Origin of the sequence: Pseudomonas viciae, assembly GCF_004786035.1 — a bacterium.
Classification (GTDB): domain Bacteria; phylum Pseudomonadota; class Gammaproteobacteria; order Pseudomonadales; family Pseudomonadaceae; genus Aquipseudomonas; species Aquipseudomonas viciae.
This window is the reverse complement of sequence record NZ_CP035088.1, coordinates 4,099,153-4,115,659: the sequence shown is the minus strand read 5'-3', so window position 1 is coordinate 4,115,659 and position 16,507 is coordinate 4,099,153. Positions and strand designations below refer to the sequence as shown.

At 62.2% G+C, this 16,507-nt stretch carries 4 protein-coding genes; all 4 read left to right on the top strand.

Annotation, left to right across the window (positions count from 1 at the left end; translation table 11 throughout):
- Positions 1-40 precede the first annotated feature (40 nt).
- The 4 genes from EPZ47_RS17710 (at position 41) to EPZ47_RS17695 (ending at position 16,497) form a co-directional block, all read left to right on the top strand.
- A complete protein-coding gene (locus tag EPZ47_RS17710) occupies positions 41-991 on the top strand; it encodes an ABC transporter substrate-binding protein (RefSeq protein ID WP_238346650.1) in 951 nt (316 codons plus the stop codon).
- 155 nt (positions 992-1,146) lie between these two features.
- Positions 1,147-2,100, top strand: coding sequence for a TauD/TfdA family dioxygenase (locus tag EPZ47_RS17705; protein ID WP_202879078.1), 954 nt, complete (start codon positions 1,147-1,149; stop codon positions 2,098-2,100).
- A 70-nt stretch (positions 2,101-2,170) separates the two neighbouring features.
- Positions 2,171-6,988 carry a non-ribosomal peptide synthetase gene (locus EPZ47_RS17700; RefSeq protein ID WP_135845994.1) on the top strand — a complete coding sequence of 1,606 codons (4,818 nt, stop codon included), beginning with the start codon at positions 2,171-2,173 and terminating at the stop codon, positions 6,986-6,988.
- A 44-nt stretch (positions 6,989-7,032) separates the two neighbouring features.
- Positions 7,033-16,497 (top strand): non-ribosomal peptide synthetase, encoded by a 9,465-nt coding sequence (locus tag EPZ47_RS17695; RefSeq protein WP_135845993.1) that lies wholly within the window; start codon positions 7,033-7,035, stop codon positions 16,495-16,497.
- The last annotated feature ends 10 nt before the right edge of the window (positions 16,498-16,507 follow it).

Sequence of the window (16,507 nt, the reverse complement as noted above, 5' to 3'; positions counted from 1 at the left end):
AAACACAGTGGTGCTTATTGAATTGTCTGGAGGTAAATGCGTGCGGGAATGGGTGAAAGGTTTTTTTCGAGGCGTGGTCGGCATGCTGTGTGTGCCGCTGGCATTGGTGGCTGCACAGGCTGGCGCCGCTGAAACCAAAGTGTTCGAAAACAGTTTTGGCCGAGTCGAGGTGCCTGTTGCGCCGCATTGCATTGTGTCTTTGCATGACTTCAGCCTGACGGCCCAGTTGCTGGAGCTGGGAGTCAAGCCCTGTGGTTCGACGGGGCGCAAGAAACTGTTCTCGGACGTGTTGTTTCGCGGGACGCAGCAGCGGTTCAATGTGACGGGCATCCAGTATATCGGCTCGCACCAGTCGCCCGATCTGGAAGCCATCGCAGCCTTGAAGCCGGATTTGATTGTTGGCTTGTCGTATCACGCCGACATCAAGGAAAAACTCAGCAAGATCGCGCCGGTCGTGCTGCTGCCCGCTCGGGAAAGCGACATCAAGACCTACGCCAAGGAACTCGCCGAGCTGGTCGGCAAGCAGCAGCGCTATGAAGAAATGCTCAACGAATATCAATGGGTCGTCAGCGAGTTCAAGAAGCGCGTGAAAGATCCTTCACGCATCACCGTCACGACGCTGGAAGTCTACAGCGATGGTTTCCAGTTGATCGGCCGCGGTGGCATGGACGATGTCATCACCGATTTTGGCCTGGGACGTGTCGCCGCGTACCGCGAGGCGCGGCAAAACGTGCCGTACAGCCTGGAGCGCATCGGCGACTTCGACAGTGATTTCATTATCGACACGTATGAGGAGCTTCTGGACTCAGAAGCCAGCACGGCGGCGTTTCGTCAGTCCCCCCAGTGGCAGAATCTGTTTGCGGTGAAAAATCGCCAGTTTTTGTACCTCAATCGCAGCCGCTATGCCGATACGATGCAGGGCCTGTTGGGTTCTGCCTATTTGCTGATGTCGCATATCGCTGAGCGGGAGAGCGTGCTGCAGGCCAAGTAAAACGTATCATCTGCGATACAATCGTCATTAATGACAATGATTCTCTATTGCAGGTGTTACTCGTTTGTATTAGTTTATGCTCTCGAAAAATACGCTGATTGCAATGGCGGGGGGCTTAAATGGAAAGCGGTTTGGTGCGTGCACAGGTTCAATTCATGGATGTTGTACCGGGTAGCGAGCAGACCCTGCCGTTCATAGTCCAGGCCCCGCTTGCCGGGGATGCCTGGCAAGCCAGTCGAGCGCAGATCTTGCAGGTCGTAGAAACTGAGTTGCCGCGTGCAGGTGGCATTTTGTTTCGCGGTTTTGCGTTCAAGGGAGAGGCGGACTTCGAGGAGTTTGCTCGTAGCTTCGGTCATGAACTGCTGACCTACGACTACGCGTCCACCCCGCGCACCAAGCTCAACAACCGGGTATACACCTCCACCGAGTACCCGGCCCATCAGGTTATCCCGCTGCACAATGAACAGTCCTATTCGCTGAATTGGCCGATGAAGATCTGGTTCCATTGTGTGCAGCCCTCGCAGGTCGGCGGTGAAACACCCATTGCCGACAGCCGCCTTGTTTACCAGCAACTCGACCCCGCTATCCGTCAGCGTTTTGCCGAGAAGCGCCTGATGTACGTGCGCAATTACGGCAACGGCCTGGACTTGCCCTGGCAACAGGCTTTCAGTACCGAGGACCGCTCGCAGGTCGAGCGTTTCTGTCGCGCCAGCAACATCGAATTCCAGTGGAAGGACGACGGTGAGCTTTCCACTCGCCAGGTCTGCCAGGCCGTTGCCCAGCACCCGGTTACCGGTGATTGGGTGTGGTTCAATCAGGCGCATCTGTTCCATATCTCCAACCTTGCAGCGCCGGTGCGTGAGACATTGATCTCCATCGTCGGGGAGCAGGGCGTGCCGCGTAACGTGTTTTATGGTGACGGCTCGCCGATTGAGCTGGAGGCGCTGGAGCACATCCGCGAGGTCCTGCAACGCTGTCAGGTGAGCTTCCCCTGGCAGGCGGGTGATGTGTTGATGCTCGACAACATGCTGGTGGCTCACGGTCGCTCGACCTTCCAGGGATCGCGCAAGGTCGTGGTCGCCATGGCCGAGCCTGCCTCGGCGAGCTGATCGCCTCCCACTTTCAGAAAGCCGTCGCAATGGGCGGCCTATTTCGAACAAGCACAATCAAGGACATCAAATGCTCGATCGTCTGATGCATCGCTGCTGGCTGCGTGGAATTCGCCTATCGATAGCCGAAGGTCAATTGATCGTTACGCACGGGTCGCCAGGCGCGCTGGATGATGAGCTCAATGCCGAGCTCCACGCACGCGACGCCGAAGTGCGGCAATGGCTGCAGCAGCACCCTGATTATTTCGCTGCCCGGCCCCTGACGGATAACGAGCAGGCGTTGTGGTTTCTTCAACGTCTGGAGCCTGACAGCTGCGCCTATAACATTGCCTACGCCGGACGGATCAAGCCGCAGTTCGTTACCCAGGACTTGCCCCAACGTCTGCAGGACGCATGGGCCACGGTCCAGCAGCGCTATCCGATGCTGTGCACGCCCTATGCCGAGCGCAACGGTGATTTGTTGCAGTGGAGCCACCGCGAGCGGGTCCAGCCGTTGCAGTGTGTGGCCATGCAGGACGCGGACGCAGCGACGTTGCAGCAACGCATCACCGAGATGGCCGATCTTCCCTTCAGACTGGAAGAGGGGGACGTCAGTCGGGTAGTCCTGTTGAGCAACGCGCGCGACGGCCAGGCCGAGCACACCGTGTTGCTGGTGATTCATCACATCGCGGCGGATCTGGCCACGTTCTACATTGTGCTCAATGAGCTGTTCGCATTGATCAACGATCAGTCGCTGCCCGCCGTGAATCCCGACGCCTATCGCGACTATTGCAGTGATCTGCATATCCGCAGCGAAGCGGCCGAGCCCGTAGAGCTGGCATGGTGGCAGGCACAGCTGGCCGAAGCCCCGACGCTGGAGTTGCCGACAGACTTTCCCCACGGCAGCAATCAGGCATTCAAGGGCGGGGAGTTGTCGGTCCGCTTCGATCCGGCCACCACGGCACGGTTTCGCGCCGTCGCCCGAGAGTTGGGGGTGACGCCGTATGTGCTGTGGTTCTCACTGTTCCAGCAGTTTCTCGGCGTACTGTCAGGCCAGGACGATTTCGTCCTCGGAACGCCCAGCGGTTGGCGCTTGCGCCGCGAGCACGTCAATCTGCCGGGTTATCTGGTCAATCCGCTGCCGATCCGCTGCCGTCTGCGTCGGGATCTGTCCAGTGGCGACTGGGCAAGGCAGGTAGACGCTACCGTCAAACAGGCCTTGCAGCACCGCCACTATCCATTCTCGCGCCTGGTCAAACAGTTGGATTTACCGCGCCAGGTGGGCAGGGCGCCGCTGTTCCAGCATATGTTCACGCTGAACAAGGAACGCATCGCGCCTTTCGAGCAGTACGTTGACCGCTTGCTGTCGGAGCAGCGCGGCGCGGCCCACGAGCTGAACATGGTGATCATCGACGAAGAAGAGGGGTTCCTCTGCCGTTGGCGTTACAGCAAGGCGTTGTACCGCCATGAAACGATCGAGCGCTATCGGGATCAGTTCGTCGCCCTGGCTCTGGCGGTGCTCGAACAACCCCAAGTGCCGTTTGCCGAACTCGATTGGTTGGTGCCCGAGCAGCAGTCATTCTTGAAAGGGGAGGATGCGCCGGTCGCCGTCAGCAACGCCTGGCAGTCGTTCACTGAGCAGTGTGAACTCAAGCCTCGCTCGATTGCTCTTGAGGATGAGCAGGGTACGCTCAGCTATGCCGAACTGGGGCGTGCTGTGGTCGCCCGTGGCGAACGCTTGCAGGAGGGTTCGAGCCTGGCCGGTGAACGCATCGCCTTGTGCCTGCCGCGCAGTCGTGAGCTGGTGATGCATATGCTCGCGACGTGGCAGTGCAGCGCGACCTACCTGGCCCTCGATCCGCAGTGGCCGCCGTCGCGTTTGCAGGCTATCTGTCAGGATGCGATGCCCAAGGTGTGGATCAGTGAGGGCGCGCGCCCCGAGTGGTTGCCTGAGCAGGTTCGGTGGTTGGCGTTGCCGCCTGCGCCCTTGTCCAGTGAGTCACCCTTGCGAGCGGCCCTGGCGGCTGATCTTGCGGCTTACGTGGTGTACACCTCAGGCTCCAGTGGTCGGCCAAAGGGCGTGAAGGTCAGCCAGGGCAATCTGATTCATTACGTGAGTGGAAGCCTTGAGCGCCTGAATCTGCCGGCCGATGCGAGCCTGGCGAGTCTGGCCAGTTGTGCGACCGACCTGGGTCATACCGCCTTGTTCGGCGCACTGCTGAGCGGCCGCTGTCTGCGCCTGCTGGCCGAGGAGTTGGCCTTCGACGCCGAGGAACTGGCAGCCGTGCTTGAGCGCCAGCCCGTCGACCTGTTGAAAATCGTGCCGTCGCACCTCAACGCCTTGTTGATCGCCAAAGACCCGCAGCGGTTGTTGCCGCGTCAATGCCTGGTCACCGGTGGCGAAGCCTTGGGCCACGATCTGGTGACGCGCTTGCGCGCATTGAAAGCCGATCTGCGCATCGTCAACCACTATGGCCCGAGCGAAACCACCGTCGGGGTGTTGACCCACGAGGTCGATGCCAGCGGCGCGGCGCCGTTGGGCCGGCCACTGGCCAATGTCCAGGTCAGCGTGCGCTCACCTGACGGCGCTCTGTTGCCGATCGGTGTCAGCGGCGAACTGTACGTTCAAGGGGCAACCGTCGCGCAGGGTTATCTCAGTGCCTCGGATGCCGATCACGCACGCTTTGGTGAGCACGGTTATCGCACCGGCGACCGCGTGCGGCTCAATCACCAGGGGCAGGTGGAGTTTCTCGGCCGCCTCGATGAGCAGGTCAAGATCAGGGGCTACCGGGTTGAGCCGGCGGAAGTCGCGGCGCAGTTGCGCGCCATGCCGCAGGTCAGCGACGTCAGGGTGCTGAACAGTCCGACGCCGCTGTCGGGCAATCGACTGGTCGCCTTCCTGGTCGCGCCGTCGGCCGCACTGGCCGACATCCAGGCGGCTCTGCAGCTGCAATTGCCGGACTACATGCAGCCGGCCCAGTGGCATTGTCTCGACGGTTTCGCCTTGCTGCCCAACGGTAAGGTCGATCGCCAGGCGTTGTTGCGCCTGGCCGAGCAAACGCCGGCTCCCGCCCAGGGGGCGGAGCTGTCGAGCGATCAGCCGTTGAACGTCGTGGAAGCCGCGTTGCTGGACATCTGGCGGGCGATGCTCGGCAACCCCGAGGTGGGGCCTGATGACAACTTCTTCGCCCTGGGTGGCGATTCCATTCTCGGCCTGCAAATCATCGCCCTGGCGCGCCAGCAACAGATTCTGATGACGCCCAAGCAATTGTTTGCCGAGCAAACCGTGCGTGCCTTGGCTCGAGTGGTGCAGACACCACAGCGCACCCTGGAGCAGCACCTGCTCGAAATCGCCCGGGAGATTCTCAACAACCCGGATCTGCGGGCCGATGACAATTTCTTCGCGGTCGGCGGCGACTCGATTCTGAGTTTGCAGATCATCGCCCGGGCCAAGCAGCAGGGCCTGCAGCTCAAGCCCAAGCAGATTTTCGAATACCCCACCGTGCGTGGCTGGGCCGAGCAGGTGGTGGACCTTGGCGCGATGAATGCGCAGCCTGCCAGCGACGGGCCTGAGCCCACCACGGCGTTCGCCTTGACGCCGATCCAGGATTGGTTTTTTGCCCAGCAGCAGAACCTGGCCGAACACTGGAACCAGTCGCTGTTGCTGGCCCTGGACGAACCACTGGATCAGGGCCGGTTTACCCGGGCTCTAGGCTCTTTGCTTGAACGTCATGCCAGCTTGCGCCTGACCTTTGAAGCCTCTGCGAATGGCTGGCAACAACGTTATCAAGCCTTTTCCCAAGGCCAGGTCGAAGCGCTGTTCCAGGTGGTGGAAGAACCCTTGACCGAAGCCTTGCTGCAACGCTCGCAGCAGGGCTGGAACCTGGCCCAGGCTCCGCTGATCCGCTGGGTGTACTTCGCCCAAACCCGGGAGCTGCTCTGCACGGCCCATCACCTGTTGGTCGATGCGGTGTCGTGGCAGGTGCTGTTGCACGAACTGGAAAGCCTGTACCTGCAACCTGGCGTGGTTCTGCCCGCCGTCACGGCAGGTTTCCATGTGTGGAGCGAAGCGTTGCAGCGCCACCGTGGTGAGCCTGATGTGTTGGCTCAGGTGGATTTCTGGCATCAGCAACTGGCCGCTGAGGGCGTGGTGCCTGAACAGGTCAGTTTGTACGGTGAGAGCCGGACGCTGGACGCGCAACTGTCGGTTGAGCAGACGCAGTTGCTGTTGGGCGATTGTCATGGCGCTTACGGCACCCAGGTCCAGGATCTGTTGGTGGCCGCGCTGGCGGGAGCCGTGGGGCAGTGGCAGGGACGGGAGCGAGTCACCCTGGAACTGGAAAGCCACGGTCGCAGCGGTTGGGAGCAGGGCCCTGATCTGTCCCGTTCGATCGGTTGGCACACCAGCCGTTATCCGCTGGCCGTCGATACCTCATGGGATCTCGAACATTCGATCATCGCGGCCAAGGAAGCCCTGCGTCGCGTACCTGAACAAGGCATGGGTTACGGTCTGCTGCGCCTCGATCCTGCCCACGGCCTGGGGGCGGCCTCGCTGTTGACGTTCAACTACCTGGGGCGGGTCGACCAATGGCTCGAGGCGTCCAGCCTTTGGCGATTGGCTCGGCCGATCTGTCCTGGCATGCGCGCCGACAGCACCCGCCGCACGCATTTGCTGGATGTCACCGCGCTGGTGAACGAAGGTCGGCTGCATATCGAATGGCGTTATGACCCGCAGGTCCACGAGCCAGCGTTGGTCCGCGAGTTGGCGCAGCAGTTCCAGCAGCGCATTGCGGCCTTGCTGGAGCACTGCCTGGCGCCCACGGTGGGTCGCGCCACGGCTTCGGACTTCGCTGACTCCGGCTTGTCCGACGATGAATTCCTGGGGCTGCTCGAACAACTCGAGCAGTGATTACCCCTGCGTCCCCATACATTACAGGTTCGGATACCGTCAGCATGAACGACAAGGTCAAAGCACTTTCGCGCAACATCGAAGCGATTTATCCGCTGGCTCCCATGCAGCAAGGACTGTTGTTCCACAGTCTGCTGCACCCGGGCAAGGGTATGTATCTGCTGCAATACCGTCATGTCATGGTCATGCCGAATCTCGATCTGGCGGCGTTCCGTCAGGCCTGGGCGCAGGTGGTGGAGCGCCACGAGTTGCTGCGCACCTCCTTTGTCTGGAAACAGCAAAAGCGTCCGATGCAGGTGGTGCACAAGCAGGTCGAATTACCGATCACCTACGAGGACTGGTCGCATCTAAGCGAAGGCGAGCAGCAGGATCGCCTGGAGCAATTGCTCAGCGACGAACGCACCCAGGGGCTGGACTTTACCAAGGCGCCCCTGATGCGCGTCAGGCTCTACAAGTTGGCGCCCGACACCTACCAGTTCGTGCGCAGCTATCACCACATCCTGATGGACGCCTGGTGCTTCTCGATCATCATGATGGACTTCCTCAACGGCTACCGCGCCGCCCAGGAAGGTCGTCGGCTGAATTTGCCGGCACCGCGTCCGTACCGTGATTTCATTCGTTGGCTGGAAACCCAGAAGCCGGAAGATCATCAGGCGTTCTGGCAACAGCGCCTGGCGGGTTTCGACACGCCCAATGAATTTGGCTTCGGTCATGTCGGGCGCATTCAGGGCGCCGCCGAGCCCGTTGAGGACTGTGTCGAACATCTGGAGCTTGAGCAGACCCAGGCGCTGCAAAGCGCGGCGGCCCAACACGGCATTACCCTGAACACCCTGGTGCAGGGGGCCTGGGCTTTGCTGTTGGCGCGTTACAGCGGTGATCGCGATCTGGTGTTCGGTATCACGGTCGCCGGTCGCCCGGTCCACCTGCAAGGTATGGAAAGCATCGTCGGGCTGTTCATCAACAGTTTGCCGCTGCGCTGGGGTTGGCGCCCGGATGACGCGCTGGGCCCGTGGTTGAAGGCCTTGCAGACCGAGAACTTGAGCCTGCGCGAACACGAGAGTGTGTCCCTGGCCGAGATCCAGCGCTGGAGCGAAGTACAGCGTCAGGATTTGTTCCAGAGCCTGTTCGTGTTCGAGAACGCGCCCATTGCCGCCGACTTGCGTCAGGGGCAACTGGACTACCTGATCAGCGACATGGCCAACCGCACCCATACGAACTACCCCATCACGGTGGTGATCGTTCCGGGAGAGCGCCTGCATTTGCAACTGACCTATCAGACCGACTGGTTCCTGCGCGAAGAAGTCGAGCAGATGCTGCGCCACTTCCGCACGTTGCTGCTGAACATCGGTGATGCCCTGCGCACGAACGCCGAGACCCCCTTGCATCACTTGGCGATGCTCGATGAACGTGAAGTTGCCCTCCAGCAGCAGGTTTGGGCCGGAGGTGGTCTGGCGGCCGACGAACAGCTGCTGAATCCGCTGTACATCGAGCGCTTTCAGCAACAGGTTCGCCAGACGCCCGAACGCATTGCCATGGTTCACGGCGAGCAAAGCCTGACGTTCGACCAGTTGAACCGCGCCGCCAACCGTCTGGCCCGGCACTTGCGCGCACAGGGTGTCAAAGCCGACGATTTGATCGCGGTGTTCGATGAGCGAGGCCTGGACCTGGTGGTGATGATTGTCGCCACGCTCAAGGCCGGTGCCGGTTGGTTGCCGCTCGATCCACGCAACCCGCCTCAACGATTGGCCCAGGTCCTGCGCCAGAGCCGCACGCCGTTGCTGGTTCACAGCGTCGGGCAGGGCGAACTGGCGATGGAGGCTTTAGGGTTTCTCGAACAGCGCCCCAAGTCTGTGCTCTACGAGCCCTCGGCACTGGGCAGCTACGGCGATGACGACCTGAACATCCCGGTTCACGACCGTTCGCTGGCCTATTGCATCTTCACTTCCGGCTCCACCGGCACGCCCAAAGGGGCCATGGTGGCGCACGCCGGCATGCTCAATAACATTCTCGGCAAACTGCCGGGGCTGGGGCTCGATGCGACCGATGTGATTGCCCAGACCGCGCCGCAGTGCTTCGACATTTCCGTCTGGCAAACCCTCGCCGGCCTGGTGCTCGGCGCGCGCACGGTGATCCTCGGCGATTGCGTCGTGCAGGATCCTGACGCGCTGGCTTCGGCCATTGAACGGCATGGCATCAGCATTCTCGAAGCCGTGCCGTCGTTGATGCAGAGCCTGCTCGACGCAGGGCTCGAACGTTCGCCCCTGCGCTGGGTGTTGGCCACTGGCGAGGCGCTGCCGCCGGCATTGGCGCGGCGCTGGTTCGAACGCTATCCCGCTATTCCGTTGATGAACGCCTATGGACCGGCCGAATGCTCCGATGACGTGGCTTTTCATCCGTTGCTCGAACGTTTGCCGGAGCAACGTATCAATGTGCCGATCGGTCGCGCCACGCTGAATAACCGCTTGTACCTGCTCAATGCTGATCTGCAGCCCGTACCGGCGGGTGCTGTCGGGGAAATCTTCGTCGCCGGGGTTGGCGTCGGGCGCGGTTACATGGCCGACCCGGCGCGCACGGCGGCGGTGTTCCTGCCGGACCCGATCGCCAACGATGGTTCCCGTCTTTATCGCACTGGCGACTTGGCGCGCTTCCTGCCCAATGGGGATCTTGAATACGTCGGCCGTACCGACCATCAAGTCAAGATCCGCGGACACCGTATTGAACTGGACGAGATCGAAGCCTGCCTGACCCGTTACCCAGGAGTCCGGGAAGCGGTGGTTGTTGCCCGTGATGACCAGCAACGCGCCAAGGTCCTGGTGGCTTATGTAGTGGCCGATGCCCAGGCCAGCATCGAGGCCTTGCGCGAGCATGTCCTGGGTAACCTGCCGCCGTACATGACGCCGGGCGCCTTTGTGTTTCTTGAGCGCTTTCCACTCAATGGCAATGGCAAGATCGACCGTAAATCCTTGCCCGCGCCGGATTTCGCCGCGCAAAGCCAGGCCCGCTATGTCGCGCCCAGCAGCGAGCTGCAAGGGCAGTTGGTCGAGGCCTGGCAAAGTGTGCTGGGACTGGGTCAGGTGGGTGTCGAAGACAACTTCTTCGAGCTAGGCGGTCATTCGCTGTTGGCCACACAACTGATTGGTCTGATCGGCAAACTCAGTGGCAAGGACTTGCCCCTGCGCGTGGTGTTCGAGCGCCCGACCATCGCCGCCATGGCCGATTGGCTGGAAAGCCAGGCCAGCACGGTGAAGTCATCGCCAACGCTGTTGCCGCGCCCTGAGAAACTGCCACTGTCGTTTGCCCAGCAGCGCCTGTGGTTCCTGCAACAACTGGATCCGCAAAGTCCCGCCTACAACCTGGCCGGTGCCGTGCGCTTGACCGGCGAGCTGCATATCGCCGACCTGCAGGCTGCCCTGCAGGCCGTGGTCGATCAGCACGAAGTGCTGCGCACCGGGTTTATCGGCGAAGCTCAAGGGCCGAGCCAGGTGATCCTGGCTCGTATCGAGCTTGAGATGCCATTGATCGAGGTGCGGAGCGAACAGGCGCTGCACGAGCTGCTGCGTCAGGATGCAATGACCCCGTTCGCCCTGGAAGCCGCGCCGTTGCTGCGGGCCAGACTCTATCGCCTGGCGCCGGATGTCTGTGTCCTGTCGTTGAACTGCCATCACATCGTTGCCGATGGCTGGTCCCTGCAATTGATCATCGACGGTGTATGCAAGCAGTACCGCAACCGGCGAGAGGGTCTGACCACAGAGCAGCCGGCGCCGTCGATGCAGTACGCCGACTACGCACTCTGGCAACGCCAATGGATGAACAGCAAGGCGTGCGAGCAGGAACTGGCCTACTGGCGCGAGCAATTGGCCGGCGAGCTGCCGGTGCTGGAGCTGGCGGCCGATTTTCCCCGTCCGGCCCAGGCCAGCCAGGCGGGTGGGCGTGTTGAACGGCGTTTGTCCGAGGCCCTGACGGCCCGCTTGCGCGCGTTCAGTGCCCGTCACGGCTGGAGCAATTTCATCCCGATGCTGACCGCGTTTCAGCTGCTGTTGCGCAGCCGCAGCGGCGTGGACGACATTCTGGTCGGGATTCCCGTCGCCAACCGGCACCATGGGGTCCTGCAGCCCCTGGTCGGTTGCTTCGTCAACACGCTGGTGTATCGCAAAAAACTCTCGGGCGAACGCAGCCTGCTGCAACTGATGAACGAGCTGCAAGCGTTGTCCGTGTCGGTTCAGTCCCATCAGGATTTACCGTTCGATTACTTGATCGAGCAGCTCGGCGTGGCTCGGCAGGTGAGTTACAACCCCTTGTTCCAGGCGATGTTCAACTACTTTCCGGGTAACGCCCTGGAGCGTTTCGAACTGACCGATGTGATCGCCGAGCCGTTGGATAACCGCCCGGACAGCGCCCTGTGTGACCTGCACCTGGATGTGCGTGACAGCGAACATGGCATCAGCCTGAGCCTTCAATACAGCAGCGACCTGTTCCGCGAACAGACGGTGCAGGCGATGGCCGAGCAGTATCTGGCGTTGCTCGACGCGCTGCTCGAGCAGCCAGGGCAAGCCTTGGGTGAGCTGGCCTGGCAACCTGCCGAACGCGGCCTTGCCCGGATCGAAGGGCACGGCGTGGCCGGTCAGCAGGACATCCTCCAGGCCTTTGCGCTTCAGGTGGCCCGCCAACCCGACGCAATCGCCGTACTGGCCGGCAATGAGCGCCTGAGCTATGCCGAACTGGATCAGGCCGCCGAGCGACTGGCGGCGGCCTTGCAGGCCCATGGCGTTGGCATCGAAGATCGAGTGGCCCTGAGCCTGCCCCGTGATGCCCGTCTGCCCATGGCCATGCTGGCGATCCTCAAGGCCGGCGCCGCCTATGTGCCGCTGGCCGAGGACACGCCACCGGAGCGCGGTCGTTACATTCTTGAGGCGGCGCAACCCAAACTGTGTCTGGGCACTGCCGCGAGCCTGGCGGTGTTGGCGCAGTGGAATAGCGGCGTGCCGTTGCTTGACATCGATGCCATGAGCGCCGTCGACAGCTACAAGGCGCCGGCATCGACTGCGGAGCAGCTCGCTTACGTGTTGTACACCTCCGGCTCCACCGGCCAGCCCAAAGGCGTGGCCATCAGCCGTGGCAACCTGATGAACCTGATGCTGGCCGTGGAGCAGGTCTTGCCGATGACGGCCCGGGATCGGGTGCTGGCATTGACCACCGCGACCTTTGATATCGCCATTGTCGAGTTGCTGCTGCCTTTGGCGCATGGCGCCAGCATCCTGTTGGCCGATCGCGAACAGGCGCGCGATCCCCAAGCGATCGATCAGCTGTTGATGACAGGGCAACCGACGGTCATGCAAGCCACTCCGGCGACCTGGCGGATGCTGGTGGCGCATACCTCGCGCAGTTGGCAAGGCGTGCGTGCCGTTTCCGGTGGGGAGGCCTTGCCGTGTGCATTGGCCGAAGCCATCGAGGGCAGGGGCGCCAGGGTCATCAACGGTTACGGGCCGACAGAAGCGACGGTCTACAGCACTTTTGAAGTACGCAGCGGTGGTGAGGCGGGTGTGGAAGTGCCGATCGGGCAACCGGTGGCCAATACCGCGGCGTATGTCCTCGATGCTGATCTGCAGCCAGTGGCCGCAGGTGTACCGGGTGAACTGTATCTGGCCGGGGCCAACCTCGGTCGTGGTTACTTCGCGGCGGCGCGACTGACCGCGGCGGCTTTCCTGCCCGATCCTTTCGTGCCTGGCGCCCGCATGTACCGCACCGGTGACCGGGTTCGTCGCAACAGCCAGGGCGGCCTGGATTACCTGGGGCGTCTGGATTTCCAGGTCAAACTGCGCGGCTTCCGAATCGAACTGGGTGAAATCGAAGCGCTGCTGGCGCGTATTCCCGGGGTTCGCGAAGCGGCTGTCGTGCTGTTGGGCAGCGGTGAAACAGCGAGTCTGGTGGGTTACTACGCCGGCGACGCACTGGATGAAGCGATGCTGCGTGAGACGCTCGGCGCGCAATTGCCGGACTACATGTTGCCAAGCCAGTTCGTGCGCCTGGACACCCTGCCTTTGAGCCCAAGCGGCAAGGTCGACCGCAAGGCGTTGCCGGCACCGGTACCGCGCGACGGCCAGAGCGGTGTGCTTTCGGGCGAATGGGAGCAGGCGCTGGCCAAGCTCTGGGAGGAACTGTTGGGATGCACCGATATCGGTGCCGACGATAATTTCTTCGCCTTGGGCGGCCATTCTCTGCTGGCGGCGCGTCTGGTGGCGCGAATGGCCGAGCAGCATGGCCGGCGCCTGCCTTTGCGCACGGTGTTCGAGCAGCCGGTCCTGCGGGATCTGGCGGCGCAGCTGGCGGCGGCGAGCGTTGAGGCCGAGGGCGTCCTGCGTCATTTTGCAGAACCCATGGCACCGCTGCATTTCACCCAGCAACGGCTGTGGTTCCTCGATCGTTTGCAGGGCGATACCCAGGCCTACCATTTGTCCCTCGCCTTGCGTCTGGAGGGGGCGCTGCAACCGTCGTTGCTGGAGCAGGCACTGACGCAACTGATCAGCCGCCAGCACAGTCTGCGCACGGTGTTCAGCGAAACGTCCGAGGGCGCACGTCAGCAGGTCGAGGCGCTCACGGCGCTACCGCTGAGCTTCGAGCCGCTGGAGATAGACGCGCATTCGCCAGTTTTTGCGCAGAAACTGAGTCAAGAGGCGCAGCGTCCCTTCGATCTTTCGGCGCCCCCGCTGTGGCGGGTACGTGTGTACCAGGGCCAAAGCCTGAGTGTGTTGCAGGTCACCTTGCACCACATCATCGCCGATGCCCGTTCGCTGGAAATTTTCTTCAATGAACTGCAACTGATCTACCAGGCGTTGCTGGAAGGGCACAGCGCTTGCCTGGCGCCACTACCGCTGCAGTTTTCTGACATCGCCGCCAGTTGGCAGAGTCCCGCAGGGCAAGCGTGTATCGAATCGCAGTTGGAGTACTGGCGTCGAACCCTGGCAGGGGAGCCGCCGGTGCTGAACCTGCCGACCGACCTGCCACGCCCTGCGCAGCAGGGTTACAACGGCCAGCGCTTGCGCTTCAGCCTGCCGGCAACCCTGGTCAAGGAGTTGCGTGAGACCGCGCAACGCCATGGGCTGACGGCGTTCGCGCCGTTGCTGGCAGCCTGGAAAGTTCTCCTGGCCAGACACTCGGGCCAGCGTGAAATCTGGATTGGCCTGCCGGTCGCCCATCGCCACCAGGCCCACACCGACAACCTGATTGGCTACTTCGCGACCACCCAGGTGATGCGCAGTCACATTGATGCCCAGCAACCGGTCGAACAGTTCTGGCAGCAACTGCAAGCCACTCACCTGGCTGCTCAGCAGCATGGGGATGTCCCTTTCGAGCGACTGGTGGAGGCGTTGCAAGTGCGCCGCGACCTTAGCCACACACCGCTGTTCCAGGCGTTGTTCAACCTGATCCAGCGCGATGTCGCCGCAAAGGGTGAGCACAGCTTCGCCGGTTTGCCGGCACAGCGGTTGGATGTGGAAAGTGACAGCGCCCTGGTGGATATCGGCTTGCACATCGAGCAGCACGGTGACGATTGGCAATGTGTGCTGGAGTACAACACCGACCTGTTCCTGGCCCGGACGGCGCAACGTTATGCCGACGAATATCTGCATCTGCTCGACGGCATGCTGAAAAACTCACAGGCGCGCCTATGGGACATCGACCTGGCCAATGCCGATCACGCCCTGGCCCAGCGGCCATGGCACCAGCCCGCCGAGGCATTGCACGGCGAAGTGGATCTGATTGCCCGCTTCGAGCGTCAAGTGGCGTTGACACCCCAGGCGTTGGCGGTCGATTGCCAGGATCGGCAATTGAGTTATGCCCAGCTCAATGCCCTCAGCAATCGCCTGGCCCATTGGCTGCGGGCGCAGGGTGTCGGCACCGATGACCTGATTGCCGTCTGCCTGAGTCGAGGCCCGTGGTTGCTGCCAACCCTGCTGGCCATTCACAAAGCCGGCGCGGCGTACCTGCCCCTGGATCCGCAACACCCGGCAGATCGCCTGCGCTTTATCATCGAGCACGCGCGTCCGGCCCTGGTGCTCAGCGAAAGTCAGTGTGGCGATGCCTTGAGCGGTGTCGACAATGTCTGGCTCGATCAGTTGTCGCTGGAGGCATGCAGCGCCGACAACCTGGCGCTGGCGGTCAACCCTCAGCAACGTGCTTATGTGATCTACACCTCGGGCTCGACCGGTACACCAAAAGGCGTGCAGGTCACCCGCGAGAACCTGAGCAACCTGCTGTCCGGGCTCGATCGGCAGTTGCCACTCAGCGCCACGGATGTCTGGTTGGCCAGTACCACTTACGCGTTTGATATGTGCAAGCCGGAACTGTTTTTGCCGCTGGTCAATGGCGCGGCCCTATTGCTGGCCCGTCGCGAGCAGGTCGTCGATGGCCATCAACTGTTTGCCTTGCTGCGCCGCGCCACGGTGTTCCAGGCGACTCCCGCTGGCTGGCAGATCCTGCTGGAAACCGGGCAGGCCGACTGGCCGCCCGTGCGCGGGCTGATTGGTGGTGAAGCGGTTCCGGGCGAACTGGTGACCGAGCTGCGTAGCCGCGGCGTGGTACTGATCAACGCCTACGGTCCGACCGAAACCACCGTCTGGTCGACCACGCAGGCGTTGCAGGACGTGCCGTCCGGCGTGGCTGATATTGGCGCGCCGTTGCTCAATACCCGCTGCTATGTGCTCGATGAGATGCTGCGTCCGGTGCCGCTGGGCACGACCGGGGAGCTGTATATCGCGGGCGCCGGGGTTACCCGTGGCTATCAGCATGCCGCCGCCGCAACGGCTGCGGTCTATCTGCCTGACCCCTATGCCGGCGAACCTGGCAGCCGCATGTATCGCACCGGCGACCTGGTACGCCGGCGCGCTGACGGTCGGCTGGCTTATGTCGGTCGCAGCGACTTCCAGGTCAAGGTGCGTGGGTTCCGCATCGAGCCCGGTGAGATCGAATCGCTGATACGTCGTTACCCAGGCGTGGAGGAGGCCGTGGTGATGATTGATCCGCGCAGTCAAAGCCTGTTCGCTTGGCTGCAGGCGCCCAGCCCCATTGATCAAGTGGCCCTGCGACGGCATCTCGAAGGCGTGTTGCCGGGCTACATGGTCCCGGCCGGTTTTATCGAGCAGCCGCGTTTTGCCCTCAATGCCAACGGCAAAATCGACCGCAAGGCCTTGCCGGCACCGCAGCCCATCGCTGTACAGGGCGTGGCGCCGCGCAACGAACTGGAGCGGCAACTGGCCGAAATCTGGCAGGGCCTGCTTGAGGTGCCGCAAGTCGGGGTGTTCAACAGTTTCTTCGAGCTGGGCGGGCATTCGTTGTTGGCGATGCGCCTGATGACCCAGGTCGAGAGCCGTTTCGGCATCAGGATCGAGCTGCGCAGCCTGTTCCATAACCCGACGATTGCCGGTCTTGCCGAGCAGATCGAGAAACCCCAAGGTCCTTCGACTGACGAAGCCCTGGACGAAATGCAGCGCCTGTTATCAGAGATGGAAGAGTAAGGATGAGTGC